This window comes from Streptomyces sp. NPDC051136 (genome assembly GCF_044455745.1).
In the GTDB taxonomy this organism is placed as follows: Bacteria; Actinomycetota; Actinomycetes; order Streptomycetales; family Streptomycetaceae; genus Streptomyces.
Map to the genome: position 1 here is coordinate 81,262 of NZ_JBITFE010000017.1, position 23,967 is coordinate 105,228.

The 23,967-nt window shown below is 71.7% G+C and carries 17 protein-coding genes and 1 pseudogene; 2 read left to right on the forward strand and 16 right to left on the reverse strand.

Translation table 11 applies throughout. The features are described 5' to 3' along the window. Window positions 1–169: 169 nt before the first annotated feature. Window positions 170–322: pseudogene (locus tag ACIBCJ_RS35255) on the reverse strand (SAM-dependent methyltransferase); the annotation flags it as partial. Window positions 323–410: 88 nt separating this feature from the next. Between ACIBCJ_RS35255 and ACIBCJ_RS35260 the strand changes: the two are divergent. Both ACIBCJ_RS35260 and ACIBCJ_RS35265 read left to right on the forward strand, forming a co-directional pair. After that, window positions 411–1,109 (forward strand): transcriptional regulator, encoded by a 699-nt coding sequence (locus tag ACIBCJ_RS35260; RefSeq protein ID WP_362106840.1) that lies wholly within the window; start codon window positions 411–413, stop codon window positions 1,107–1,109. Between the two features lie 31 nt (window positions 1,110–1,140). Next, window positions 1,141–1,632, forward strand: coding sequence for a DUF3291 domain-containing protein (locus tag ACIBCJ_RS35265; RefSeq protein WP_365981077.1), 492 nt, complete (start codon window positions 1,141–1,143; stop codon window positions 1,630–1,632). A gap of 221 nt (window positions 1,633–1,853) precedes the next feature. Here the strand turns inward: ACIBCJ_RS35265 and ACIBCJ_RS35270 are convergent, their stop codons facing one another. The 15 genes from ACIBCJ_RS35270 to ACIBCJ_RS35340 all read right to left on the reverse strand — a co-directional run. Next, on the reverse strand, window positions 1,854–2,153 hold the full coding sequence (locus ACIBCJ_RS35270) for a transposase (protein ID WP_399284330.1): 300 nt from the start codon (window positions 2,151–2,153) through the stop codon (window positions 1,854–1,856). A 196-nt stretch (window positions 2,154–2,349) separates the two neighbouring features. After that, on the reverse strand, window positions 2,350–3,318 hold the full coding sequence (locus ACIBCJ_RS35275) for a hypothetical protein (protein WP_365981078.1): 969 nt from the start codon (window positions 3,316–3,318) through the stop codon (window positions 2,350–2,352). 332 nt (window positions 3,319–3,650) lie between these two features. Continuing rightward, entirely contained in the window at window positions 3,651–4,097 is a 447-nt protein-coding gene (locus ACIBCJ_RS35280; RefSeq protein WP_365981079.1) for a DUF1772 domain-containing protein, read from the reverse strand. Between the two features lie 342 nt (window positions 4,098–4,439). Continuing rightward, window positions 4,440–5,678, reverse strand: a complete 1,239-nt coding sequence (locus ACIBCJ_RS35285; protein ID WP_365981080.1) for a beta-ketoacyl-[acyl-carrier-protein] synthase family protein — start codon at window positions 5,676–5,678, stop codon at window positions 4,440–4,442. Further along, on the reverse strand, window positions 5,675–5,938 hold the full coding sequence (locus ACIBCJ_RS35290; RefSeq protein ID WP_362511211.1) for an acyl carrier protein: 264 nt from the start codon (window positions 5,936–5,938) through the stop codon (window positions 5,675–5,677). Before ACIBCJ_RS35290 ends, ACIBCJ_RS35285 begins: the two co-directional genes overlap by 4 nt. A gap of 43 nt (window positions 5,939–5,981) precedes the next feature. Continuing rightward, window positions 5,982–6,992: a beta-ketoacyl-ACP synthase 3 gene (locus tag ACIBCJ_RS35295; RefSeq protein ID WP_362106858.1), complete on the reverse strand. Its 1,011-nt coding sequence runs from the start codon at window positions 6,990–6,992 to the stop codon at window positions 5,982–5,984. A gap of 39 nt (window positions 6,993–7,031) precedes the next feature. After that, window positions 7,032–8,063 (reverse strand): ornithine cyclodeaminase family protein, encoded by a 1,032-nt coding sequence (locus tag ACIBCJ_RS35300; protein WP_362106861.1) that lies wholly within the window; start codon window positions 8,061–8,063, stop codon window positions 7,032–7,034. Window positions 8,064–8,124: 61 nt separating this feature from the next. Next, the gene (locus ACIBCJ_RS35305) at window positions 8,125–12,048 is read right to left on the reverse strand and encodes an amino acid adenylation domain-containing protein (protein ID WP_365981081.1); all 3,924 of its coding nucleotides are present in this window, start codon (window positions 12,046–12,048) and stop codon (window positions 8,125–8,127) included. After that, complete coding sequence (locus ACIBCJ_RS35310) at window positions 12,045–13,094, reverse strand: TauD/TfdA family dioxygenase (RefSeq protein WP_362106867.1); 1,050 nt, start codon at window positions 13,092–13,094, stop codon at window positions 12,045–12,047. Before ACIBCJ_RS35310 ends, ACIBCJ_RS35305 begins: the two co-directional genes overlap by 4 nt. Next, window positions 13,091–14,350 (reverse strand): MFS transporter, encoded by a 1,260-nt coding sequence (locus ACIBCJ_RS35315; protein WP_362106870.1) that lies wholly within the window; start codon window positions 14,348–14,350, stop codon window positions 13,091–13,093. Before ACIBCJ_RS35315 ends, ACIBCJ_RS35310 begins: the two co-directional genes overlap by 4 nt. Then, complete coding sequence (locus ACIBCJ_RS35320) at window positions 14,347–20,232, reverse strand: amino acid adenylation domain-containing protein (RefSeq protein WP_399284321.1); 5,886 nt, start codon at window positions 20,230–20,232, stop codon at window positions 14,347–14,349. Before ACIBCJ_RS35320 ends, ACIBCJ_RS35315 begins: the two co-directional genes overlap by 4 nt. Further along, complete coding sequence (locus ACIBCJ_RS35325) at window positions 20,222–22,039, reverse strand: fatty acyl-AMP ligase (RefSeq protein ID WP_365981083.1); 1,818 nt, start codon at window positions 22,037–22,039, stop codon at window positions 20,222–20,224. The genes ACIBCJ_RS35320 and ACIBCJ_RS35325 overlap by 11 nt, the downstream gene beginning before the upstream one ends. Beyond that, window positions 22,036–22,308 carry a hypothetical protein gene (locus ACIBCJ_RS35330; RefSeq protein ID WP_365981084.1) on the reverse strand — a complete coding sequence of 91 codons (273 nt, stop codon included), beginning with the start codon at window positions 22,306–22,308 and terminating at the stop codon, window positions 22,036–22,038. The genes ACIBCJ_RS35325 and ACIBCJ_RS35330 overlap by 4 nt, the downstream gene beginning before the upstream one ends. Further along, entirely contained in the window at window positions 22,305–22,541 is a 237-nt protein-coding gene (locus ACIBCJ_RS35335; RefSeq protein ID WP_362106882.1) for an MbtH family NRPS accessory protein, read from the reverse strand. Before ACIBCJ_RS35335 ends, ACIBCJ_RS35330 begins: the two co-directional genes overlap by 4 nt. A gap of 56 nt (window positions 22,542–22,597) precedes the next feature. Continuing rightward, window positions 22,598–23,967: AMP-binding protein (locus ACIBCJ_RS35340; RefSeq protein ID WP_399284324.1), on the reverse strand; the 1,370-nt coding region annotated here is incomplete at its 5' end.

Below are 23,967 nucleotides of genomic sequence, written 5' to 3' on the forward strand. Positions count from 1 at the left end.
CCGATGCCCCCCAAGCGTAAGGACCGCCTCGGTCAGCGTAGTCGCCGTCGCGTTCCGGCGTACCGCGACTGAGGATCGGTGACGGCGCGTCGGCTGGGAAGCCGACAGCTGCCGCAAAGGTCACCGAGTGGTTCGGCAGTCGCAGCCAAGCCGGACTCCGTGCCGGCCGCCTGGCCAGCTCACCGGTGCCACAGCCGGCGTCCAGGACGGTGCCGAAGTCCCCGGGAATCTGTCGCATGATCCACCGGTGGTAGTGGGCGTTGTGCTCCCAGGGGTGGGTGGCGTTGAACCCGTCGAGGGCATGCAGAAGACGTCGCGGCAGTCTCGTCGTGCGGTGAGTCCGCCGGGCACCGGACCAGCAGCTTCCGCACCTCTCTACCGCCAACCTGCGTTGTTCATAGACTGGCCGGGTGGAAGACATCGAAGCGATCGCGGCCTTGCAGGACTCGGTGCGAAGGCGCCTGTACGAGTACGTGGTGGACCAGGGACGTGAGGTCGGGCGCAACGAGGCGGCCCAAGCGGTCGGCGTGGCGAGGACCCTGGCCGCGCACCACCTGGACAAGCTCGCCGAGGTCGGGCTGCTGAACAGCGGCAGCCGCCGCCTGACCGGCCGTTCGGGGCCCGGCGCGGGCCGCCCTGCCAAGGTCTACTCCCCCGCCCGCGCGGAGCGGTCGGTGTCGCTGCCCGCCCGGGATTACCGCACGGTAGCCAGTCTCCTCGCGGAAGCGGCCGAGGAAGCTGGGCTCGACAGTCGGCTTTTCGCGACGGCCCGCCGACGGGGCGAGGCCGACCGTGGACCTGTGACGCCCTGTGGGGACCTGGAGGAGGCCATGGGGGTGCTGGCGGCCCGAGGCTATGCGCCGCACCTGGAGGGCGGCGGAGAGGAGGACGGCGGGGTGGCCCCTCGCGTCGTCCGGATGCGCAACTGTCCCTTCCACACGGTCGCCGAACGCTTTCCGCCGCTCGTCTGCGGTATGAATCTGGCCCTGCTCGAAGGGCTGATCGGAGACGGCCCGGTGGCGGTGCGGATGGAGGCTCGGCCAGGAGGGTGCTGCGTGGTCCTCGAAGACTCAGGGACAGAGGGAAGCTCTAAAAATAACTCTCATTGACATAGAAACGGGCTCATGCTGGGATGTCAGCATGACCACACCCCAACGCGCCTTCCACCTGGCCGAGTTGAACGTCGTCACGCTTCGCCACTCCTTCGACGACCCGCACATGGCAGAGTTCGTCGCACAGCTCGACCCGATCAACGCCGACGCGGATGCCGCACCGGGATTCGTCTGGCGGCTTGTGGCCGACGGGGCGAACGACGCCACCGGACTGCGGCCCGCGGGCGAGGACGTGGTCGTCAACCTCTCGGTATGGGAGAGCCAGGAGGCGCTGTGGGACTTCACCTACCGCAGCGGGCATCTCGAGGTGATGCGGCGCCGACGCGAATGGTTCGACCGGCACGTGCAGGCACACCTGGTGCTCTGGTGGGTCCCGGTCGGTCACATCCCCACCATCGAGGAGGCCTTGAAGCGACTGGCGACACTGCGCGCCCAGGGGCCGGGCCCGGACGCGTTCACCTTTGCCTCGTCCTACTCGGCGGAGGAAGCCGGCCTGTGCCCGGCCGACGCGGCGCTCTGACTCGACTGTCGACAGCATGCGTGTACGCCCGCCGTCGTACATCAGCTGGTCGATGGCCCCGGAGAGCAGCGGACCTCCCTCGCCCCCGCCTACCGCCAGCCGGAACCGAGTCGCGCGACGACGTCCTGGAGTCGGGTTCGATCCGCGGAAGAAGGTGGACCGGTCCGCGGCCCAGAGCGAGAGGATGACTGTCTTCCTCTGCTCCAAGTGCGGCACCGCGATCACGCCGGAGCTGGCCGAGCTCGTCTCCATCCCCGACGTCTCAGACGACGCACGCGACCGGGACCAGGAGACACGCCGGGCACCTTCCACCGTTCAGCGGGGCCACTACGTGACAGATCCCGAGCCCTGGGGTCCTCCTGACGTCGCGCATACGGCGGCCCGTACCGCCCGGGGACGTCCCGCCACGGTGAGCCGGTCCTGGCCCGCCACCAGATCCCGTCGAAGACCTGCCGCTGGTCCCTCGGCGCAGGCGCTGACGCGCCGCCTTCAGACGCTCGTCGGAGTTCGGCAAGCCTGATCGCGTATGAATTCGATGGTTATCGGTTCTTCTGTCACGGGGGAACGGCAACCGGCACACCCGACGACCGCCCGTGTGGGGCAGACCGCGCCGCGCCAGGTTCCACCAGTCCCCACGAGCACATCTCAGACACCTCCTGGCTCGCCCGAGGCTGCTGTCACCGAGCGAACGCGAGGGGGGAGCCGCGACCCGTACCTTCACTGAAGGTTCAGGCGCATCGGGTGGTCCGTGTTCTCTGGGCAGCGGAACACCCGGAGCTCTCCGTAGCGTCCCACATTAAGCCCCGGGTCCCCTCCGCTGGACAGGGTGAGCAGCAGCCTCATCCGGGCCCCACACCTGCAGTCCAGAGGTATGAAGTCGGTGAGGTGCCAGCTGGGCCAACCGCCGGCTTTCCATCCGGGGAGACACCCGAGCACCTGGTTGTAGTCGGTTCCACGCTCCCCGGCCCACTCCTCGACGGCTGCGTAGAGTTCCCGTGGCAGCTCGTCCTGATCCGGCAGGTCCAGCACCTCAACAGGGCTGAGCCGGCATGGCGTGGGCAAGTACACCTCCTTGGCTCCGCCGGGTACGGGCGGCGCCGTTGAAGGGACACCGATCTCCGCCGAGGCCCGGTGGCGAAGCTCCACGACCGGGCCCCAGTACCGGGGCTGTCCCTCCGGTTCGGCGTGGTCCTGCGGGCACCACAGGAGCTGGAGCAGATCGGTCCCGGTCGGCCAGTCCAGAGTCGGAGCGTCGCGGGCGCAGAGCTGGAGCACCGGGACCATCGGAAGTCCGTCGCCGGGTACCGGCCGCGGCACCAATCGGACCCGCTCCCAGGCGACCAGGTCCAGCGAACCACCGTCCATGATCCGCGACTGGGTCTCCGCCTCCTCGGCGGTCATCACGTGTGCACCACCGGAACGACGGCGCCGGCCGCGGTTCCGCTCGATGCCCCGCCACGCCTCCCGCTCGGTGTCGGTCAGCTTCTCCCGCACGTACACCAGGTGCGGTTGCCGACATCGAGGCCAGGGCTCGCCCTCGGGCCACAACAGCCGTCCACCGATGGAACTCTCGTACGGAGAAGGCCTCCCGGCCGAAGGCCTGAGCAGTGTCGCGGTACGCGCGTACGGCGCCAAAGCGGGCCACGCGTCCAGCAGTTCGGCGACAGTAGCGATCGGTGCGGTCATCCGAGCACACTAGCCGTGCGGGACGACTCCTCTCGCGTAGGCGCCGCCGTCCGGCATCGCCCGCAGCGCCTTCCGATCACAGGAGGCAGCGGTGCGGAGTGCTCGTGCATGTCACGCCATGAGTCGAAGAACACCACGGAACCCTCCCATGGGGCTGACCTCGGGAGTTTCCACACTTACTACTACTGCCGGACGGCGATGCGGTCGGCGTTGACAGTTGCCACCTTCTCGGGCGCTCCGGCGGGCACGGCTTCCGGCCAAGGCATGGTCTCCGGGATCGTGCGGTAGCGGGTCGAGCCGCGCGATCACCCGGGTGGTTCCGTACGCGTCACTCACACAAGGGCCGTGACCAGCACGGCGAAGGCGGCGACGATGACGGCGACGCGGACGTAGTGGTAGCGGTCCCAGCGGTTCATCTGCTCCTTCCAGTCCGCGGGACGGTTCTCGGGGGTCCATGTCTTGCCCCGGTTGTTGATCGGGACGAGCAACAGGAGCGACATGATCACGCTCACGATCAGCAGCACGGCAGCGACGACGACGAGCCCGGAGCCGGGACGGTCCCATCCGGCGAAGGCCCAGAGCGCGCTGAGGACGAGCGAACCGATGTACCAGAACGGCATGACGGCGCCGAGCATCCGGCCCCCGTGGGCGCGGGCGAGCTGGTCGCTGTCCTCGGGAAGGGCGTTGAAGATCCGGTTCATGACGAAGGCGACGGAGAACTCCACCCCCACCATCAGGCCGACGACCACGGTGGTGAAGACCTCGAGTGCGTTGAGCATGGTGACCCCTCCCGAGCGGCATCTAGCGGCGCTAGCTGTCGAGGCAACGCTAATACTGCTGATGCTCGATTGTCTAGCGCTGCTAGCGCCGATGGTCGGCGTCGAGGTCACCGCGTCCGCCGCCCGCCCACGGCATACAAGCCTCCTCCTCGGCACAACTCCTGAGCGGATCCGTCCCGCGGTGCGACCGGCAACCGGACCGCGTCACTCACCGCCTTGCGCTGCCCAGACCCCGCAGCACCATGCTGGTCCGCCGCCGCGTCCCCGCCCTGCGCCGCCGGGCGGCGCGCCGGCCGAGTCTGTTCCGGTCGGCCCCGGGCACGGCCGGCCCCGGGCTCCGGGTCAGGCCGGGGCGTCGGAGGTGAAGGCCAGGACGACGTTGTGCCCTCCGAATCCGAAGGAGTTGCTCACCGCGGCCCGGACCCGCTGGGGGCGGGCACTGCCCGTGACGTGGTTGAGGTCTCCTTCGGCGACGGTTCCGTCGAGATTCGCCGTCGGCGGTACCAGGCCCCGCTCGACGGTGAGGACGGTCAGGGCCGCCTCGATGGCCCCGGCCGCCCCCAGCGCATGACCCAGGACACCCTTCGGCGCCGTGACGCTCGGTCCGTGCGGGAGGACCCGGCCGATCATCGCGGCCTCGGACGCGTCGCCGGACGGAGTCGAGGTGGCGTGGGCGTTGACGTGGTCGATGTCGGAGGGAACGAGTCCTGCGTCGGCCAGCGCCTGGCGCAGCGCCGCCTCCGTGCCGGCCCCTTCCGGATGCGGAGTGGTGGGGTGGTGTGCGTCGGTGCTCGCACCGCAGCCCACGAGCAGGGCACGGGGGTCCTTGCCACGGGCAGCCGCGTCCTCGGTCCGCTCCAGGACCAGGACCGCGGCGCCCTCGGAGATGACGAAACCGTCCCGCCCGGGGGCGAAGGGCCGCGATGCGCCGGATATGTCGTCGCCTCGGATCGACAACGCTCCCATGCGGTGGAACGCGGCGACGGACAGGGGGTCGACCGCCATCTCCGCCCCGCCCGCGAGCACGATGTCGCACTGCCCGGACGCCAGCAGCCACCGGGCCGTCATCAGCGCGCTGGCGCCCGAGGCGCAGGCGGTCGCGGTCCCCAGGCTGGGCCCGTGGATCCCGAGGGCCAGTGCCACCTCTCCGGCCGGCATGTTCGGCAGCGCCATCGGCATCGTCAACGGGGAGACGCTGGCGGCGCCCTTGTCCGTCAGGCGGAGGGTCTGGGCGCGCCATGAGGCGAGGTCACCCACTCCGCAGCCGATGACGACCCCGACCCGGGCCGACTCCCAGGACGCCGGGTCCAGCCCGGCGTCCTGGACGGCGTCGTGGCCGGCGGCGACGGCCGCCTTCCCGACCGGGCTCATGCGCCAGGCGGCACGCCGCGGTATGCCGCGGACCGGTTCGCTCCCGGACGGCAGCCGGCAGGAGAACTCCACGGGCAGGCCGTCCAGTGACGGGTCCGCAGCCGCGGTCGGCTTGCCCCCGCACACTCCTTCCCAGGTGGCGTCGGTCCCGTCACCGGCCGGGGTGATGACCCCCAGACCGGTGACGGCGATCGCGGGAAGACCTTTCACGCGGCGTCCCCTCCGGCCGGGACGCCGCTCGCGATGTGCTCGGTGAACTCCTCGAGACTGGTGTCGGCCGTGATGCCCTCCTCGGTCACCGTGATGCCGAGTTCCTCACTCATGACGACCGCCAACTCGGCGAGCGCCAGCGAGTCGAGGTCCAGCTCTCCGACGGTGGTGCCCGGCCGGATCTCCTCGTCGGGGATGGCGAACTTGGTCACCAGGGTCTCGCGCAGGGTTCCGTAGACGGTGCTGGTGCTGGTGGACATGGTGGTCTCCTTTCCGGGCCCTCGGCCCGGCGATCGGGAACGATCAAGGACGTGGCGTCGGGGTCGGGCTGAGGTCGGGCCAGATCAGCGCGGTGGACCCCCAGGTGAGGCCGCCTCCGAAGCCGGTGAGCAGGACCCGCCGGCCAGGGGGGAGCAGGCCGTCGGAGTGTGCCTGGGCCAGGGCGAGCGGAATGGAGGCGGCCCCCGTGTTGCCGACCTCCTGGAGGTTGCCCACGCTGTTCTGGGCGGGGATTCCCAGCCGCTCCCGGACGGACGCCAGGATGCGGGCGTTCGCCTGGTGGCCGACGAACCGGTCGACGTCGTGCGGGTGCCAGCCGACCTGGTCGAGCAGGGACCGCACCGATCCTGTCATGCGGATCACGGCGTGCTTGTAGACCTCCGACCCGCGCATCCGGAAGAAGTGGTCGCCGTCGGCGGGCGACTGTCCGGTGGCGCGGTGACGGGAGCCTCCCGCGGACACCCTGATGAGGTCCGCATGTGCTCCGTCACTGCCCAGGTCGAATCCGAGCAGGGCCCCCGGCTCGCCGGCCTCCCCCCGGCGCATCAGGACTGCACCCGCGCCGTCGCCGAACACGATGCCCGCCGACCGGTCTTCGGGGTCGAGCAGGGTGGAGTACACGTCGGCCGCGACCAGCAGCACCCTTTCGGAGATTCCGGCCGTGACCAGGCCGGCGGCTGTGGCCAGCGCGTAGACGAAGCCGCTGCACACCGCGGACACGTCGAACGCGGCGGCCGTACCGAGCCCGAGCCGGGCCGCGAGCGCCGGTGCGGTCGCCGGCAGAGGATGGTCGGGGGTCGAGGTGGCGAGGATCAGCGTGTCCACCCGGCGATCGCCGCCCAGCACGCGTTCGGCCGCCTCGGCGGCGAGGTCCGACGTCGAGACGCCGGGGCCCGCGCGGTGGCGACTGACGACGCCGGTGCGTGAGCGGACCCAGTCGTCCGACACCCCCCAGGAGGCGGGGAGTTCGTCGTTGGTGACGCGCAGCGGCGGCATCCACCCGGCCAGCCGTTCCAGTACGCAGGCCGCTGTCACGGCGTCCTCCTCGCCGACAGGGAGCGGCCTGCCGGGTGCTCAGTTGGCGAACGCATAGGGGTCCAGGGCGTCGGTCGGCAGGTGTTCGATGAGCATGCGCTCGCCGATGCCCGTCTCCTCCGCCAGTTCGATGAGGACGTCCAGGGCCACATGGTCCTCCAGGGCGTACCCGGTGGAGTCGAACACCGTCCTGCCCTCCCGGTGCTTCACCCAGCTCTCGGGGTCGCGGCACACGGTCGACAGATCGGGACCGATCTCGTCCTCGGCCAGCCGCTGGCACTCCCCCTCGTTCCGGGCCTGGGCCAGGTGATCGGGCACGACCAGCGCCGAGCGCAGCAGCGAGAGCGGAAGTTCCGTCTTGCCGACGAGGTCGGCGCCCACCGCGTTGATGTGGACGTGGTCACGGAGACCTTCGTCGGGCAGCACCGGGCCCTGTCCGACACCGACGGTGGTGGCCGTGCAGATGATGTCGGCCGCGGCCGCCAGCTCCGCCGGATCCGCCTGTCGCACCTTGCGGTTCAGGAAGTCCGTACGGTCGAGGAAGGAAGCCGCGTGGTCGGGTTCGCAGTCGTGCACGAGGATCTCCTCGATGGGGAAGACCCGGCTCAGCGCGTGGGCCTGGGTCACCGCCTGAGCGCCCGCTCCCACCAGGCCGAGCACCCGGCTGTCCGGGCGGGCCAGCAGTCGGCTGGCCACGGCGGAGGCCGCGCCCGTGCGCACCGCGGTGAGCAGTCCCGCGTCGCACACCGCGACCAGTCGGCCGGTCTCGTCGTCGAAACGCGTCAGCGTCCCGTTGATGGTCGGCAGCCGGTGCCGGCTTGTGGGGTTGGCGGGGGTGTACGACACGGTCTTCAACGTCATGGACTCGTCCGGCACGTGGTACGGCATCCACTCGACCACCCCGGAGTCTCCGGGGCAGCGGGTGAATCCGTCCCGTGCGGGCGCCGTACCGTGGTGCGGGTCGCCCAGAGCCGCCTGAAGCCGGTCGATGACCCGCTCCGTGAAGCGGTCGCGGCCCAGAAGGCCGACTATCTTTCCCACGTGCTGTTGTGTCAGGACCAGAGTCTGCATGTTCTTCCTTCACATGGTGGTCAGGGCACCGGGCGGCGTCTGCCGGCCGCCCGGTGATCGGTCAGTCGTCGCCGAGTGCCTGCCGCAGCAGCGTGCTGAGGCCGTCGACGTGCGGAGGACGCATCATCGAGAAGTGGTCGCCGGCGACGATGTGCCGGGACACCCCGTCGGTGACGTCCCGCCAGGCTGAGAGGGCGGCCTCGCGGTCGCGGGGGTCGCTGTCGGTCGCCTGGAGGAGCGTCACCGTGCCGGGAGCGGGTGACGGGCGGTAGCGGTGCAGTGCGAGAGCATGCGCGCGGTAGAGCTCGAACCGGCGGCGCATGTAGTCGTTGTCGTGACCCGCCGGTATCAGGCCGTGCGCTTCCGCGCGGCTGACGATGTGGCTGATTCCCTCGGCGGGGGTGCAGGTGCCGAGGAACTCCTCGGACACCGGGATGCGGCCCTGGAGGATCCTCCCCCACTCCTCGGCGAAGCCCGTCAGGAGCTGGGACGACGAGGGTTCCGGCACCCGCAGGTAGCTGTCCAGGAGCAGCACCTGGCCGACCGGGTGGCCGTCGGCACGCAGGCGGCGCGCCATCTCGTGGGCCACGGCACCGCCGAACGACCAGCCCGCCAGCAGGTAGGGGCCGGCGGGGAAACGCTCCAGGAGCGTCTCGCAGTAGGTTGCGGCCAGATCGGGCACGTCGGCGTGGAGCCCTGAGCCGGTGTCCGCCGGAGAGTGCTGGAACGCGTACACCGGCCGGTGCGGGCCCAGTCGCCGGGCGAGGTCCCGGTAGCCGAGGACCTCACCGCCGCCCGGGTGGACCAGAATGAGCGGAGTCAGCTCGCCGCTCCGCTGCAGGCACAGCAGCCGGTCCCCGGCGCCGCTGCCGGGTGTGCCGGAGCGCAGGGCCCGGGCGAGGCCGGTCACCGTGGCGGCGTCGGTCGTGTCCTCGTCGAAGAGCATGGGGAGGGGGACGGTCGTCCCGAACACGTTGTCCATGGCCGCGACCAGCTGGACCGCGAGCAGCGAGTGGCCGCCCAGGTCGAAGAAGTCGTCCCCGATCCCGATGTCCGTCCGCTTCAGGAGTTCCTCGAAGAGCGTGAGCAGGCGCAGCTCGATGTCGTCGCGAGGCTGTGCCGCCGGAGCGTCGTCACCGTCGGGGTGCCCGGCCGCCGCGCTCTCGGCGCGGGCCAGCAGGGCGCCGGTGTCGGTCTTCCCGTTGGCGTTGAGGGGGAGCTCGTCGACCGGGTGGAAGGAGGCCGGGACCAGGTGGCCGGGTGCTCGCTCGGTGACGAAGCGTTGCAGCTCCGCGGGCCGGACGGCCGTACCGGGGGCGGCGACGACGAACGCGACGAGTTCGCTGTCGTCCCGTTCCGTGCGCCGCGCGACCACGGCGGCGTCCCGGACGCCGGGGTGCCGCAGCAGCACACCGCGTGCCTCCTCGGGTTCGACCCGGACACCCCTGATCTTGATCTGGGCGTCGTCGCGCCCCAGGTAGCGCAGTTGGCCGTCGGGGAGACGGCAGGCGATGTCCCGGCTGCGGTAGAGACGTCCGCCCGGCTCGTCGGAGAAGGGGTCCGGCACGAACGCCTCGGCGGTGCGGGCCGGCTCGTCGAAGTAGCCGTGGGCCACGGCCGGGCCGCCGATGTACACCTCGCCTGGTGAGCCGACGGGGACGGGGCACAGCGCGCCGTCGAGGACGTGGACGCTGGTGCCGGTGATGGGCCGGCCGATGGGTACCGCACCGGTACCGTGCCGTTCGGGGACCCACTGCGCCTCGGTGCAGCCGACCACCGTCTCCGTGGGTCCGTACTCGTTGACGATCCGCGCGCCCTGCCAGGGGGTGAGGTCTTCCGAGACGAGGGCCTCGCCGCCGATCACCAATGTCACGGGGCGGTCCCCCATCCGCTCCCGGGTCGACTGGCCGTTCAGCAGACGCAGGTGAGAGGGCGTCAGTTTCACGAAGCTGATGTCCTCGTGCTCGACGAGGGCGCGGGAGAGCGCGAGGACGTCGCGGGGCGCGTCCGCCAGCAGCCTCACGGTGCGTCCGGCCACCAGTGGGGTCAGCAGCGACGTGATCGTGAGGTCGAAGCCGATGGACGAATGGACGACCGAGCTGCCCTCGCCGTCGCTCAGGTAGCTGTCGGCGCTCCAGGCCAGGTAGTGCGCGAGCGCGCCGTGCTGCACCATCACTCCCTTGGGCCGCCCCGTGGACCCCGAGGTGAACATGACGTAGGCGAGGTCGTCGGGGCCGGTGCCCGGGTCGTCCGCTTCCGCGTCGGCGGCGGCCTGGGAGCCGGTCGCGTCGTCCGGTTGCTCCCCCAGTACGCAGTGTGTGCCGGGGAATTCGGGCAGGGTGTGGTCGCCGCTGGTCAGGAGCACGGTGCTGCGGGCCTGGGCGAGCAGGTCGAGCGCCCGCCGCCCGGGATGGGTGGGGTCGATCGGGACGAAGGCCGCGCCGGTCCTGAGGACGGCCAGGATCGCCACCGGAAGTTCCCATGTGTGACCGACGCGGACGCCGACCCGGGTCCCGGGGCCGGCGCCGAGCCGCTTCAGCCGGGCGGCCAGACGGGTCGCCTCCCGCAGCAGGCCTGCATAGGTCAGGGAGCGCCGCCCCTCGACGACGGCGACTCGCTCGGGCGTCCGGGCGGCCTGCGCCTCGATGAGGGAGTGCGCCGGGCCGCTGCTCGCGGGGGCGGCGCCCCCCTGGTAGGCGACGAGCAGGTCGTCGCGTTCCTGCGGTCCCGTGCGCGGCAGGTCGCCGGCGGCTGCGGCCGGCTCGCGCACTGCGGCGGTGAGCAGGGCCCCGTAGCGCTCGGCCAGCCTGGCCGCGTAGGCGTCGGCGATCAGCCTCCGGTCGTGCTCCCAGCGGAAGACGAACCGGGGGCCGTCGGCCCGGTCGTGCCGTTCGGCGATCAGTCTCAGGCCGGGCCGGTCGTCGTGGGCCGTGGCGCGGAGCACCGAGACGGACACGCGGCCGACCCGGAAGGGGCCGGGGTCCTCGTGGTACTCGAAGTGCCCCGCCGCGCCGTGTCCGCCGCCGTGCGGCGGCGGGGCCGCGGATCCGTCCGCCGTCTCCAGCTCCTCCTGCCAGCCGGCGGCCAGTTCGGCCAGGGGCCGGCCCAGGTCGGTCTCGTACGGCATCGCCGCGTGGAAGGCGTAGGGGCCGACGGCATCGTTCAGTTCCTCGTGCCCGCGTCCGCCGCGGTACACGGACAGCAGCGGCGCGCCGAAGCCCGGCTCCCGCGTCAGCAGGACGTGCTGGGCGGCCAGCAGTACGGCCTCCACCGTCACACCGTGCTCCCGGGCGAACGCGTCGAGGCCACGGGCCGCTTCACCGGTCAGACCGGTACGCACCGTTCCCCGGCCGTCGACCTCACCGGCGACCGTGTCGGGCCAGCTCTCCCGGGGGTCGTCGGCCGGTGTGGTCATGGGTTCGACGACGCCGTCGAGGACTTCCTGCTGCCACTGGGAGAACTGCACGTACTGGAGGGCAGGCTCATCGACCGGACCGCCGGCGTCCAGTGCCTCGGCCAGTTCGGCCGCCAGGTTGACCAGGCTCGCCCGGTCCGCCTGGAGCGGGTGCGCGGTGATGAGCAGTGCGTGACGGTCGCCGCCGAGCGAGAAGAGGACCGGCCGCGGAGCGCCGAGCGCGTCCGGCTCCGGCAGGGCTTCCCGTGCTGTCCCGGCCGCCCGCTCCATCACCCGGTCCTGTTCGGCCGCCGGCCTGCCGGTCAGGTCGTGCCGGTCCCGGACCGGCGCCGTGGCGTCGGCGCCGACGATCTGGAGGGGGTAGCGCCGGCCGCCGGTCCGGACGAACCGGGTGCGCAGCGTCCCGTGACGCGCGAGCACTCCCTCCAGCGCGGCGGTGATCTCCTCGGCCGTCGCCGGTCCGTCGACGCGCAACAGGGCCTGGGTCCGCACCCGGTGCCCTTCCTGCCCGGCGAGCCACGTCTCCTTCTGCTGCCACGACGTCTCGAAGCCGTTCGCGCCGGTCGTCATGGTGTGGGGACCTCTCCCGCGGAGTAGTCGACCATGCCGCCCATGGCCACCAGGAGCTTCCGCTCCCCCTGGAACGGGTTTCGTCCGTGCGCCATCGCGAGGTTGTCGACCATCATGACGTCGCCGGTCTGCCAGGGCAGTGCGAGTTCCAGGTCCTGGTACACGGCGAGGATCTCCGACACGACCTCGTCGGGAATGACGGTGCCGTCCCCGTAGTAGCAGTTCCGTGGCATGTCGGACGGGTCGAAGACGGACTCCAGAGCCGCCCGGGTTTCCTCGCTCAGGCAGGAGACGTGCCAGTGCTGCAACTGGTTGAACCAGGACATCCGGCCGTCGTCCGCGCGGATGGCCGCCGGACGCACCGCCCGGGTGCGCAGCCGGTCGCCGATCCACTCGTGGTCCAGGTCGTCGGCCCGGCACCGCTCGCTGACGGTGTCCGGGTCCGCGCTGCGGAAGACGTCCCGCCAGTGGAGGCCCAGACCGGTGCCGTAGTTGCGTACGTACATGACCCCCTTCTCCAGGAAGGGGTCGCGCACCGCGGGGGCGAGGCGGGCGAACACCTCACGGCTGTCCACCACGGGGGTCTCTCCCCCGACCTCGGCGCTCTTGACGCTGCAGAACCAGATACGGGTCGGGCCTCTCCGGTTGAAGGAGTTCTCGTTGTGCCACAGGAGACGTTCCTCCGGGGGGTAGAAGACCGGGGTGTAGACGTTTCCCGAGACGGAGGCACGAGGGTGTTCGCCGTTCTCGTTGAAGAGGTCGTCGACGAAGACCGAGGCGAACTTCTCGAAGGTGTCCGGGCCGGTCACCCCGAAACCGCGGAACATGATCCCGCCGTTCTCCCGGAGCATGGCGGAGAGTTCCGGCACGTTGTCCCCGGCCCAGCCGGGCAGGTCGGCCTGCGGGCCGGTGGCCTCGACCAGGGCCAGCCTGGTGGCTCCCGCACCGACGGCGGACCTGCGTACGGCCTCCTCCGCCCGGGGGGCGGCGGGGCGGGGAACGAGTGACCTTGCGCGGCCGATGCCGGAGAAATCGCTCTTCTTCATTCTGACGCCTCCTTCCTTTCCACTTCCAAGGTCATGGCCCTCATCCGGGGCCGACAGAGAACGGTCGCCACCAGGAGCAGCGCACCGCTGATGACGAAGGGGGACCGCAGCCCGAAATGGTCGGCGGTGAACCCGCCGAGCGCGGCCCCGACCGGCATCGCCGAGAAGGCCACGGTCCGGTAGCCGCTGGTGACACGGCCCAGCATCTCGGCGGGCACCAGGCTCTGCCGCAGGGAGACAGTCACCACGTTCCACACGCCGCCGCCGGCGCCGGCCAGTGCGAGGGCGATCACGACGACGGGGACGTTCGGGAAGACTCCCGGTGCGGCGAACGCCACGGCCTGGGCCAGCATGGCGCCGATGAGGACGGTCCCGGTGCTCAGCCGGCGCCGCACGGTCGAGGCCAGGGCGGAACCCACGACGCCGCCCACGGCGAGGACCGCGAGGAGCAGGCTGTAGCCGAGGTTGCCCACGCCCAGGACGTCGAGGGTGTAGAGCACGAGGACCGCCTCGGCGGCGGCGAGCGCCGCGTTGGTCAGCCCGACCAGGACGCACAGGGTGCGCAGCAGCCGGTGGCGCAGCAGCCAGCGCAGGCCCTCCCCGATGTCCTGCCGCAGGCTGGTCCGGGCGGTCGGGACCCGGACCCTGTACGTGCCCTTCAGGAAGAACACGAGCAGTGCGGCCAGGATGAAGGTCACGGCGTCGACGGCGATGGGCAGCGCGTGGGAGACCGCGAAGAGCGCGGCCCCGACGGGCGCCCCGAGGAGCGTCGTCATCACCGTCTGCGACGAGAACAGCCAGGCGTTCGCCCTCTCCAGGGCGGGCCCCCGGACCAGCATCGGCACCATCGCGGACGCGGCGTTGTCGAACAGTGTCTCCGCCACGCCGAGCGAGAAGGACACCAGTGCCAGCAGCAGCACCGGGGACTCCTGGGCGCTCACCAGTACGGCGAACCCGCCGATCAGCACACCGCGGACCAGGTCGGTCGTCCACATCAGCCGCCGCCGGTCGGTCCGGTCGACGATGGCGCCGCCGACCAGTCCGAACAGCGGCCAGGGCAGGTAGCCCGCCACGAAGATGAACGAGACGGCCTGGGGGTCCTTGGTGATGCCGGCCGCCAGCAGGGGGAAGGCCACCGTGCGGATGCCGTCCCCGAGCGTCGACAACGTGGAGGCGACCCACAGCACCCGGAAGGACCCGGGGATGCCCGCGTCCCGGCCGGTGGCCGCACCCTGTCCCCCGGTTTCGGTCCTCACTGCTCCTCCCCGGGCAGCGGGAGGTCGGCGACCGGTCCGGGAACCTGGTCGGCCAGCGTCCGCAGGAGGGACAGGTAGCAGTCGAGGAGCCGCCGCATGGTGGCCGCCTCGAAGATCTCCGTGTCGTACTCCCACACCCCGGAAACGGCGCCGTCCGGTTCCTCCGACAGCTCGACCGCCACGTCCGAGCGGGCTCCGCCGTGCGCCAGCGGGAGCGGGGTGAGTTCCACTCCGCGCATGGTGGTGTGTTCCTGCGGCGTGTTGTTCAGCGTCACCTTCACCTGGAACAACGGGCTGCGGTTGCGTCCGCGGCGCGGGTTGACCTGGCGGACGACCCGGTCGAAGGGCAGTTCCTGGTGCGCGTAGGCCTCCAGGGCCAGCGTGCGTACCCGCCGCACGAGTTCCGGCCAGTCCGGGGTGCCGGACAGGTCGGCGCGCAGCACCACCTGGTTGACGAAGAATCCGATGAGCCGCTCGGTCCCCACGTCCGTCCGGCCGGCCACGTCCGTTCCCACCACCACGTCGGTCGCCCCGCTGTGCCGGTGGAGCACGGCGTACACGCCGGCCAGCAGCCCCATGAAGAGGGTGGCGTCCTGTTCCCGGCATCGGGCACGCAACGGCTCGGCCACGGAGGCGGGGAGACGGAAGCCGAGGCTCTCGCTGCGCTGCGCGGGCCGCGCGGGCCGCGGCCGGTCCAGGGGGATGCCGGGCAGGTCGGCGACGCCTTCCAGCTGCCGGACCCAGTACGCGTCGAGCCGGTCGAAGTGCCCCTCGTCGGCCATGCGGCGTTCCCACAGGGCGTAGTCGGCGTACTGGACCTCCAGGGGAGGGAGTGGCTCCGCCGGCCGGCCGTCGAGCGCCGCGGTGTACAGCTGCACCACTTCGGACAGCAGAAGGCCGCCGGACCAGCCGTCGAACGCGATGTGGTGGGAGGACAGCAACAGGACGTGCTCGTCCTCGGCGACTCGCAGCAGCGCGGCCCGCAGGGCCGTCTCACGGGCCAGATCGAAGGGACGGGCGTACTCGGCGGCGGCGAGCCGCGTGACCTCCTCCTGCGACGTCTCTCCGGGCAGGCCGGTCAGGTCCAGCACCGGAAGGTCCAGCGGCCGGTGCGGCAGGATCTCCTGGAAGGGGCGGCCGTCCTGGCTGACCAACAGCGTGCGCAGCACTTCGTGCCGCCGCACCACGCCGTCCAGTGCCTTGTGGAAGGCCGGTACGGACAGCCGGCCCGACAGCCGGAAGAAGATCGGCACGTTGTAGGAGTGGCTTCCGGGGTCGAGCTGGTGGAGGAACCACAGCCGTTCCTGCGCCGACGACGTCGGCATCAGCGGCTTGCGAGGGTTGCTCACCAGCCGTGGCGTTCCGCCGGTGCCGGCGTCCCCCGCGCACAGGTCGTCCATGCGTTCGGCCATCGCGGCGAGACCGGGCGTCTCGAAGGGCAGCCCGGTGGGGACGTCCACGCCGAACTCCGCACGCAGGCGCAGCACCAGCTGGAAGGTCAGCAGCGAGTGACCACCCAAGGTGAAGAAGTCGTCGTCGGCTGTGATGTCGTCCCAGGACAGCAGTTCGCGCCACATGGCGGCGATCTTCCGCTCGGTCGGGGTCAGCGGGCGGCGCCCGGAGCGGGCCCGGACCCCGCGCTCCCCCTGCGCGTGCATCAGGAACCGCAGGGAGGCGGTGTCCACCTTGCCGTTGGGGGTGAGCGGGATGTCGCGGACGAAGAGGAACCGCGAGGGCACCATGTGCTCCGGCAGCCGCTGCCGCAGATGTGTCTCGATGCCCGGCAGTGCGGTGGCGCACGCCTCCCGCCACAGGGGGTCGTTGGCGTACTCGGCCCAGCGCGGTGCCCCGAGCTCCGGCTGTTGCGCGGTATGCGTCGTCGCGGGTCCCGGGAGCGCGTCGCGTCGGCGCACGACGACGTCGAAGGTGCCGTCGTCCCCGCCGTCGGCCCAGCCGAGCTCCACCTCGTAGGGCCCGCGGTCGCCGAGCGCGGCGTAGTCCTCCGGGTCGTGCCCGGGCTCGGTGGCCGCGGCGGACCGGATCCGCACCTCCGCTACGGGCAGGCCGGCGGGCGCGTCCCGCAACAGCCGGCGCAGGGACAGGTCGTACTGCAGGCGGGCGTTGGGCAGTGACCTGAGGCCCACGCTGTCGGGCCGTTCGTCCTCCAGCAGCTTGGCGAGCCGGTCTGCGCCGGCGTGGTCCGCGCCCAGCCAGCGGGGTTCGGGCGTCGCCGGTCCTCCCACGGTGAGGACGACGTCGTACCGGTAGCAGGTCAGCTCGTTGCGGTGGCGGCCCCGCTTGGGCATGATCCGGACACCGGAGATCTGCGGCCGGTGGCGTCCGAGTTCCCTGAAGAAGCCGGGCGACAGGCAGAGTTCCTCGTCGCTCTCCACCATGTGCCGCACCCGGGCCCGCACATCGCCCGCTCTGGTGCCGGCGGCGGCCTGATAGACCGCGACCGAGGTCTGGAAGAGCTCCAGCAGGTCGAGGTTGCGTACGTCGCCGATGAAGACGTGGCCGCCGTCCCGCACCGCGGCCAGGGCCGTGTCCAGCACCCGCAACAGGTAGGTCACCGAAGGGAAGTACTGGACGACGGAGTTGAGGATCACCGTGTCGAAGGTGTCGCCGTCGCGCACGGCGCGGTGCGCGGGTGCCGCGAAGAGCTCCACGGTCCCGCTCGCCGCGGCCCGCGCATCGCGGCGCAGGTGCTCGACGACAACGGGAGACAGGTCGGTGCCACGGTAGTGCTCGCACCCGGGGGCGACACGGCCGAGGATCATGCCCGTGCCGCAGCCGATCTCCAGCGCCCTTCGGGGCCGCAGCTCCTCGATGCGCGCGACGGTGTCGTCCAGCCACGCGTGCATCTGCTCGGCCTCGATGGCCTGGCCGGTGTAGCTGCTGTCCCAGCCGGTCAGGGTCTCCGGGCCCTCGTCGGCGCCGTAGGTGTTGTCGTACAGCAGGCGCCACTGGGCCACCCGGTCGGCGTCGGCGGCCCGGTCGGGGCCGGCCGGGACGGTGTCCTCCGGGTCGGCCCGCAAGAACGCCACGAGGCGGTCGGCGTCGGCGACGACCACGCCCTGCCGCACCTGCGGATGGGCGGTGAGGGCCGCCTCGACCTCGCCGGGCTCCACCCGGTGTCCGCGGATCTTGACCTGCTCGTCGCCCCGGCCGAGATAGACCAGTGAACCGTCGTCCCGCCGGACGGCCAGGTCACCGGTGCGGTAGAGCCTGGCACCGGGGACCGTCGCGTACGGGTCGGGGACGAAACGGTCGGCGGTCTGCGCGGCCCGGCCCAGATAGCCGTAGGAGACGCCCTGTCCCCCGATGAACAGCTCTCCGGTGACGCCGGGCGGCACCGGCCGCATCGAACGGTCCAGGACGTGGACGCTGACATTGGTGATGGGCCGTCCGATGGGCACCGGGCCCCGCTCCGCGGTTCCGTCACTCTCGTGGAACGCGCAGGCGACGGCCGCCTCGGTGGGGCCGTACTCGTTGATCAGCCGGGTTCCGCCGTCGCGCCAGCGGGCCAGCTGCTCCTCGTACAGGGCTTCTCCGCCGATCACCAGGGCGTTCGCCCAGACGCCGGGCCGCTGGTCGACTCCGTGCGCCTCCAGCAGGCGCAGGTGCGAGGGGGTGAGCTTGACGAAACTGAGGGTGCCCTCGTGGTCGGCGTACGCGGGTACGCCGCCGTCGGTTCCTTCCCGGGAACCGTGGACCACGAGCTGCTGCCCGGCCAGCAGCGGTGCGAACACGCTGGTCACGGTGAGGTCGAAGCTGAGCGACGAGTGCACCGGGACGCCGTCGCCCTCGGCGGCCCGGTAGGTCTCCGCGGCCCACAGCAGGTAGTTGACGACCTGGCGGTGCGCGAGCATCGCACCCTTGGGGCGGCCGGTGGACCCCGAGGTGTACATGAGGTACATCAGGTCGTCCTCGTGCGACGCGACCTCGGGGGGCGTGCCGCACGACGACGTCCAGGGCACCTGTTCCAGGAGCGTGGTGGTGAGCCCGCCCCCGTCGACGCGTTCGGTGGTCGACGACTCGGCCACGAGCAGTTGCGCCCCGCTGTCGGCGAGCATGTGCTCCAGCCTCGCCGAGGGATAGGCCGGGTCCAGGGGGACGTAGGCGGCGCCGGCCTTGAGGACGCCGAGGAAGGCCGCGACCGCGTCCGGCGTGCGGTTCAGGAGCAGGGCGACGACCGAGCCGTGCCGCACTCCGAGGTCGCGCAGGTGGTGGGCGAACGCGTTGGCACGGCCGTCGAGTTCGCGGTAGGTGAGGGTGTCGCGGCCGGCGGCGGACACCGCCGGGGCGTCCGGCGTCTGGCGGGCTCGTTCCTCGAACAGCCGGTGCACGCAGAGCGGCTCGGGGCGCTCCAGTCGGGGGCCGGTCCCGGCCGCGACCGCCCGTGCCGACTCGGCCGCCGTCATGATCGGCAGGTCTTCCAGCCGGACGGTCCGGTCCGCCAGCGCGGCCGTCAGCAGGGTCACGAACCCGTCGGCGATCCGTACGACGGTCGGCTCGTCGAAGAGGTCCGCCGCGTAGATCAACCGGCACTCCAGCCCGGCGTCCGTCTCCTGCACCACCAGATCGAGGTCGAAGCGCGCGCCCTCGTGGTCCAGGTCGAGCGGCTGCAGCGAGACACCGGCCACCGTCTCCTGCGGGGGCGGCGTGTTGTGGAGGGCCAGGTTGACCTGGTAGATCGGGTTGCGGCCGACCTCTCGGTCGGGGAACACCCGCTGAGCGATGACGTCGAGGGGGATGTCCTGGTGCTCGTAGGCGTCCAGGCAGGTCGTGCGGACCTCGGCGAGGAACTCCTCGAAGGTCAGCTCCGCGCGGGGCCGGGCGCGCAGGGCCACGGAGTTGACGAAGAAGCCGACGAGGTCGTGGAACTCCTTGTACCGGCGGTTGGCGACCGGCGTCCCCACCACTATGTCGTCCTGACCGGTCATTCTGGCCAGCACCGTCTGAAGAGCGGCCAGCAGCACCATGAAAGGGGTGCAGCCGGTGTCCCCGGCCAGCGCGTCGACGGCCTTTCCGAGGGCCGGCAGCAGCAGGAATTGGTGCACCGCTCCGTGACGTGTGCTGTTCGCGGTGCGCGGCCGGTCCGTGGTCAGGGCCAGGCTCTCGGGCGCCCCCGCGAGCCGAGTGGTCCAGTAGTCGAGCTGACGCTCCGCCTCCTCGCTCTCCAGCCAGTCGCGCTGCCAGCGGGCGTAGTCCGCGTACTGGAGCCGCGGCGCGGGCAACGGCGACGGCCGGCCGGCGAGCCGCGCGCCGTAGAAGGCGTCGAGCTCGCGCGAGATGACGCTGTACGACCAGCCGTCCACCACCGCGTGGTGGAAGGTGAGCAGCAGGAGGGCGTCGTCGTCGGCCATCCGTACGAGCCGGAACCGGACCAGCGGTCCCTGCGCGAGGTCGAAGGGCTCCGCCTGCTCGGCGCGTACGAGGCGGTCGCTCTCCCGCTCCCGTTCCCGTTCGCTCAGCCCGGTCAGGTCGATCACCGGCAGCTCTTGGTGCCGCGGCGGCGCGACCAGTTGCACCGGGTCGCCGTCGCGCACGGGGAGCCGGGTGCGCAGCGCGTCGTGTCGCCGCAGGATGTCGTTCAGTGCCCCCTCGACGGCCTCCGGGGAGACCCGGCCGCGCAGCCTCAGCGGTGCGGGGCAGTTGTAGGCGGGGCTGAGCGGGTCGAACTCGTGCAGGAACACCATGCGGCGCTGGGTGAAGGAGGCGGGTGCGGATGCCTCGTCCTCGCCCTGCCGCATCAGTGCCGACAGCGACACCCCGCGCTCCCACAGCCGCTGCCACAGCTGCGCCCGGCGGCGGGGCGGCAGCGCGTCGATCCGGGCCAGTAACTCCGGCACACCGGAGGGGGCGTCCTTACCAGGCATTCAGTCCGCCTTCCAGAAACAGCCGCAGCGCCTCGGAGCGCCGCACCTTCCCGCTGGTGGTCCGTGGCAGTGCGCCCGGCTTGAGGAGCGCCACATCGGTGATGTGCACCTGGTGGGCCTGCGAGACCGCGTTGCGCATCGCCCGCGTGAGCTCCTCCCGGGAAACCTCCCGGTCTCCTGACGGCGTCCCGGTGGTGTCCACGACGCGGTACGGGCGGGCGATCTCGGCCACGACCCCGATCCGCGTCACCTCACCGTCCGGCCGGCCGAACACCGCGACCCGGTTGCGGCCGACGGCTGGGTGGCTCTCCTCGACGGTCAGCTCGAGGTCCTGCGGGTGGACGTTGCGTCCGTCGACGATGACGAGGTCGTCGGTCCTTCCGGTGACGAAAAGCTGGTCGTCCTGGAGGAATCCGAGGTCGCGGGTGCGCAGGTAGGGGCCTTCGCCGGTGTCCGCGATCCGGCCGCCGAACGTCGCGGTGGTCGCGTCCGGATTGCCCCAGTAGCCCTGGGCGACGCTCGCACCGGCCAGCCAGATCTCACCGACGTGGCCGTCGGGGCACGGGCGCCGGGTCTCGGGGTCGACGATCCTCGCCCGCAGGTTCGCGGGCAGTCTCCCGACGCCGACCAGGGGCCGGTTCGGTTCGTCCGCGACGGCGGGGACGACGGTCCCACGGTTTTCCAGTGCGGTCGTCGAGGCACGGAGCACGCGCACGTCGCGGGGCCGGCGGCTGCCGCTCACGTACACGTTGGCCTCGGCCAGTCCGTAGCTGGGCCGGAAGGCGGACGAACGGAAGCCACTGCCTGCGAAGGCCGCCGCGAAGCGGCTGAGCGTGGCCGCCCGGACCGGCTCCGCGCCGCTCAGCGCGAACTTCCACCGGCTCAGGTCGAGTTCCGCGCGCTGCTCGGGGGAGATCCGCTCCACGCACAGGTCGTAGGCGAAGTTGGGCGCGGTGCAGAACCGGGCGTCGTAGCGGTCGATGGTCCGCAGCCAGAGCAGTGGGTTCATCAGGAAGGTCATGGGGGCCATCACCACGCAACGGCCGCCGAGGAAGCAGGGCAGCAGCAGCGCGGCCAGGCCCATGTCGTGGAACGGCGGGAGCCAGGTGACGCAGGTGAAGTCGTCGCTCGTGCCGGCGTTTTCCCCCAGGCCGCCCGCGAGCGCCGCGAGGTTCTCGGTGACGTTGGCCTGGGTGAGGACGACGCCCTTGGGCGCACTGGTGGATCCCGAGGTGTACTGCAGCAGGGCCACGGTCTCGCCGTCGCTGCCCGGGTCACGCCAGTTCGCGGCCGAGTCGACGTCCACGTCACGGACCACCAGCTTCGGGATGTCGCCGGCCACGGTGTGCCCGTCCGGACCCGCCCCGGCGAGTTCGGGGGTGGTGAGCACCACGCTCGGTGCGCAGTCGGCGACGATCCCGTCGAGGCGGTCCCGGAGCCGCTGGGCCCCGAACGGGCTGTCCGGGCTCGGCACCGGGACGGCGACGACGCCCGCGTAGCTGCAGGCGAAGAAGGCCGTCAGGAAGTCGAGCCCGGGCGGCAGCACCAGCAGGGCGCGGGAACCAGGGCCGGCCGTGTCCCGCAGGGCCGCCGCGACGGCCCTGGCCCGCAGGTCGAGGTCGCCGTACGTGACGCGGTCCTTCTCCGTGCCGTCCGGGCCCAGTGTGAGGCAGGCGGTCCGGTCCCCGTGGTGCCGGGCCGTCCAGCGCAGTATCCCCGTCAGGGTGGGGTCTTGCGGGTGCCGGTGCACCGGGGTGGCGCCGTCCCGCCGTTCCGCCGCCCTCACGAGTTCGGGGGTGGTACTCATCCGGGTGCCCCCATCGGTGCCGGGGGCGTCGCGCCGTCCCGCGCGGTGAAGCGGAGCCCGGTCGCACAGAACTCCCGCCACCGCGGGGTGGCCTCGTCGACGAGGACACCCTCGTCACGCAGGACCGGTGTGCGCACCACGGTCAAGTCGTCCCAGAGGTAGACGATCACGTCGTCCGCCAGACCGGCGTCGGCTCCGCCGGCAAGCCCGTCCCATTCGGGAAACGCCCGCAGCTCGCCCAGCCGGTAGGCCTTGCAGTACGCCCTCACGCGCGCTCCCCGCCGGCGTCCACCTGCTCCTGCATCCGACGGCGCAGGCTCAGCGGGCGCATGTCCGTCCACACCTGCTCGATGTGCTCCAGGCACTCCGCCTTGCTGCCGGTCACGCCCTCTCGGCGCCACCCGTCGGGCACGTCCATGGCCTGCGGCCAGATGGAGTACTGCTCCTCGTGGTTGACCACGACGGCGTAGGCGCGTGCGTCATCCGCTTCATCGGTGAACATGGGTCGTTTTCCCTCTCGTTGACTTGCGGGTGGTGGGGGCGCGGAGCGGGGCGCCGTCACCGGTCCTCGGGCTGGGGCGGTGACAGTCGCGCGATCTCGTCGGCCAGCGCGTCGAGTTCGTCGAAGTCCTCCACCTCCGCACCGCCGGGTCCGGTACGGGCCTCGATCTCGACGGCCACGGCCGCCGCTGTGGGGTGCTCGAACATCAGCCGCAGCGGCAGGTCCACCTGGAACGCCTCCCGTACCTCGGCGATCAGCGTGGTCGCCAGCAGGGAGTGGCCGCCCAGGAGGAAGAAGTCGTCGTGGACGCCGACCTCCTCCCGGCCCAGCACCTCGGCCCAGATCCCCGTCAGCCGCGCCTCCGTCTCCGTGCGGGGCGCCACGAACTCCACCCCGGTGTCCTGGTCGGGTTCGGGCAGCGCACGGGCGTCGAGCTTGCCGTTCGGCGTCAGGGGAAGCGCGTCGATCAGCGTGAAGGACGACGGGATCATGAAGTCGGGCAGGTCGCCGGTGAGGTGTTGGCGGAGCAGGCCCGGGTCGGGGGTGGTGCCGGGTTCGGGGACGAGGTAGGCGGCGAGGGTCTTGCCGGTGGGCCCAGTGCGGGCGACGACGACGGCCTGTGCGACCTGGTCGTGCTTGCGCAGGGCCGCCTCGATCTCGCCGGGTTCGATGCGGAAGCCGCGGATCTTGACCTGCCGGTCGGCACGTCCGGTGAAGTGCAGCCGGCCGTCGCTGCTCCAGCGGGCCAGGTCCCCGGTGCGGTACATGCGCCCGCCACCGGGAGTGAAGGGATCGGGCACGAAGCGTTCGGCGGTCAGGGCGGGCCGCTCGTGATAACCGCGCGCTACTCCGGCACCCGCGAGATACAGCTCCCCCACGACCCCCGCCGGCACCGGACGCAGCTCCCCGTCCAGGACGTACGCCTGCGAGTTGCTGATCGGGGTGCCGATCGGTGCCACGACCGGCCAGGTGCCGGGGTCACCGGGGAGCACGGTTCCGGTGACCACGTGCGTTTCCGCCGGGCCGTAGTTGTTGTGCAGGCGCCGTCCCGGCACCGCGGCGCAGAAGTCGCGCAGCCGCTCACCGATGACGAGGGCCTCACCTGCTTGGAAGAGATCCGTGACCGAGTCCAGCTTGCTGCCCCGGGCCTCGGCCGCCTCCAGGAGCGATTCGATGACCAGGGTCGGTGCGAAGATCTCGTTCACCTGGTGCCGGTCGATCCACCCCACGACTTGGTTGAGGTCACGCCGGACCTCCGACGACGGCACCACGAGAGCACCGCCCGTCACCAAAGGGGTGAGCATTTCCTGCAGCGACACGTCGAAGCCGACGGCGGTGAGTTGGGCGGTGCGTCGTGGGGCGGTGCCGGTGAAGGTCGCGGTGTGCCAGGTGAGGAGGTTGGTCAGTCCCTCGTGCGGCATGACGA

Bases quoted from the DNA above. Each gene is read 5' to 3' on its own strand.
- ACIBCJ_RS35265 (WP_365981077.1), top strand. From the start codon at position 1,141: ATGACCACACCCCAACGCGCCTTCCACCTGGCCGAGTTGAACGTCGTC.
- ACIBCJ_RS35275 (WP_365981078.1), bottom strand. From the start codon at position 3,318: ATGACCGCACCGATCGCTACTGTCGCCGAACTGCTGGACGCGTGGCCC.
- ACIBCJ_RS35280 (WP_365981079.1), bottom strand. From the start codon at position 4,097: ATGCTCAACGCACTCGAGGTCTTCACCACCGTGGTCGTCGGCCTGATG.
- ACIBCJ_RS35290 (WP_362511211.1), bottom strand. From the start codon at position 5,938: ATGTCCACCAGCACCAGCACCGTCTACGGAACCCTGCGCGAGACCCTG.
- ACIBCJ_RS35300 (WP_362106861.1), bottom strand. From the start codon at position 8,063: ATGCAGACTCTGGTCCTGACACAACAGCACGTGGGAAAGATAGTCGGC.
- ACIBCJ_RS35305 (WP_365981081.1), bottom strand. From the start codon at position 12,048: ATGACGACCGGCGCGAACGGCTTCGAGACGTCGTGGCAGCAGAAGGAG.
- ACIBCJ_RS35310 (WP_362106867.1), bottom strand. From the start codon at position 13,094: ATGAAGAAGAGCGATTTCTCCGGCATCGGCCGCGCAAGGTCACTCGTT.
- ACIBCJ_RS35320 (WP_399284321.1), bottom strand. From the start codon at position 20,232: ATGCCTGGTAAGGACGCCCCCTCCGGTGTGCCGGAGTTACTGGCCCGG.
- ACIBCJ_RS35325 (WP_365981083.1), bottom strand. From the start codon at position 22,039: ATGAGTACCACCCCCGAACTCGTGAGGGCGGCGGAACGGCGGGACGGC.
- ACIBCJ_RS35335 (WP_362106882.1), bottom strand. From the start codon at position 22,541: ATGTTCACCGATGAAGCGGATGACGCACGCGCCTACGCCGTCGTGGTC.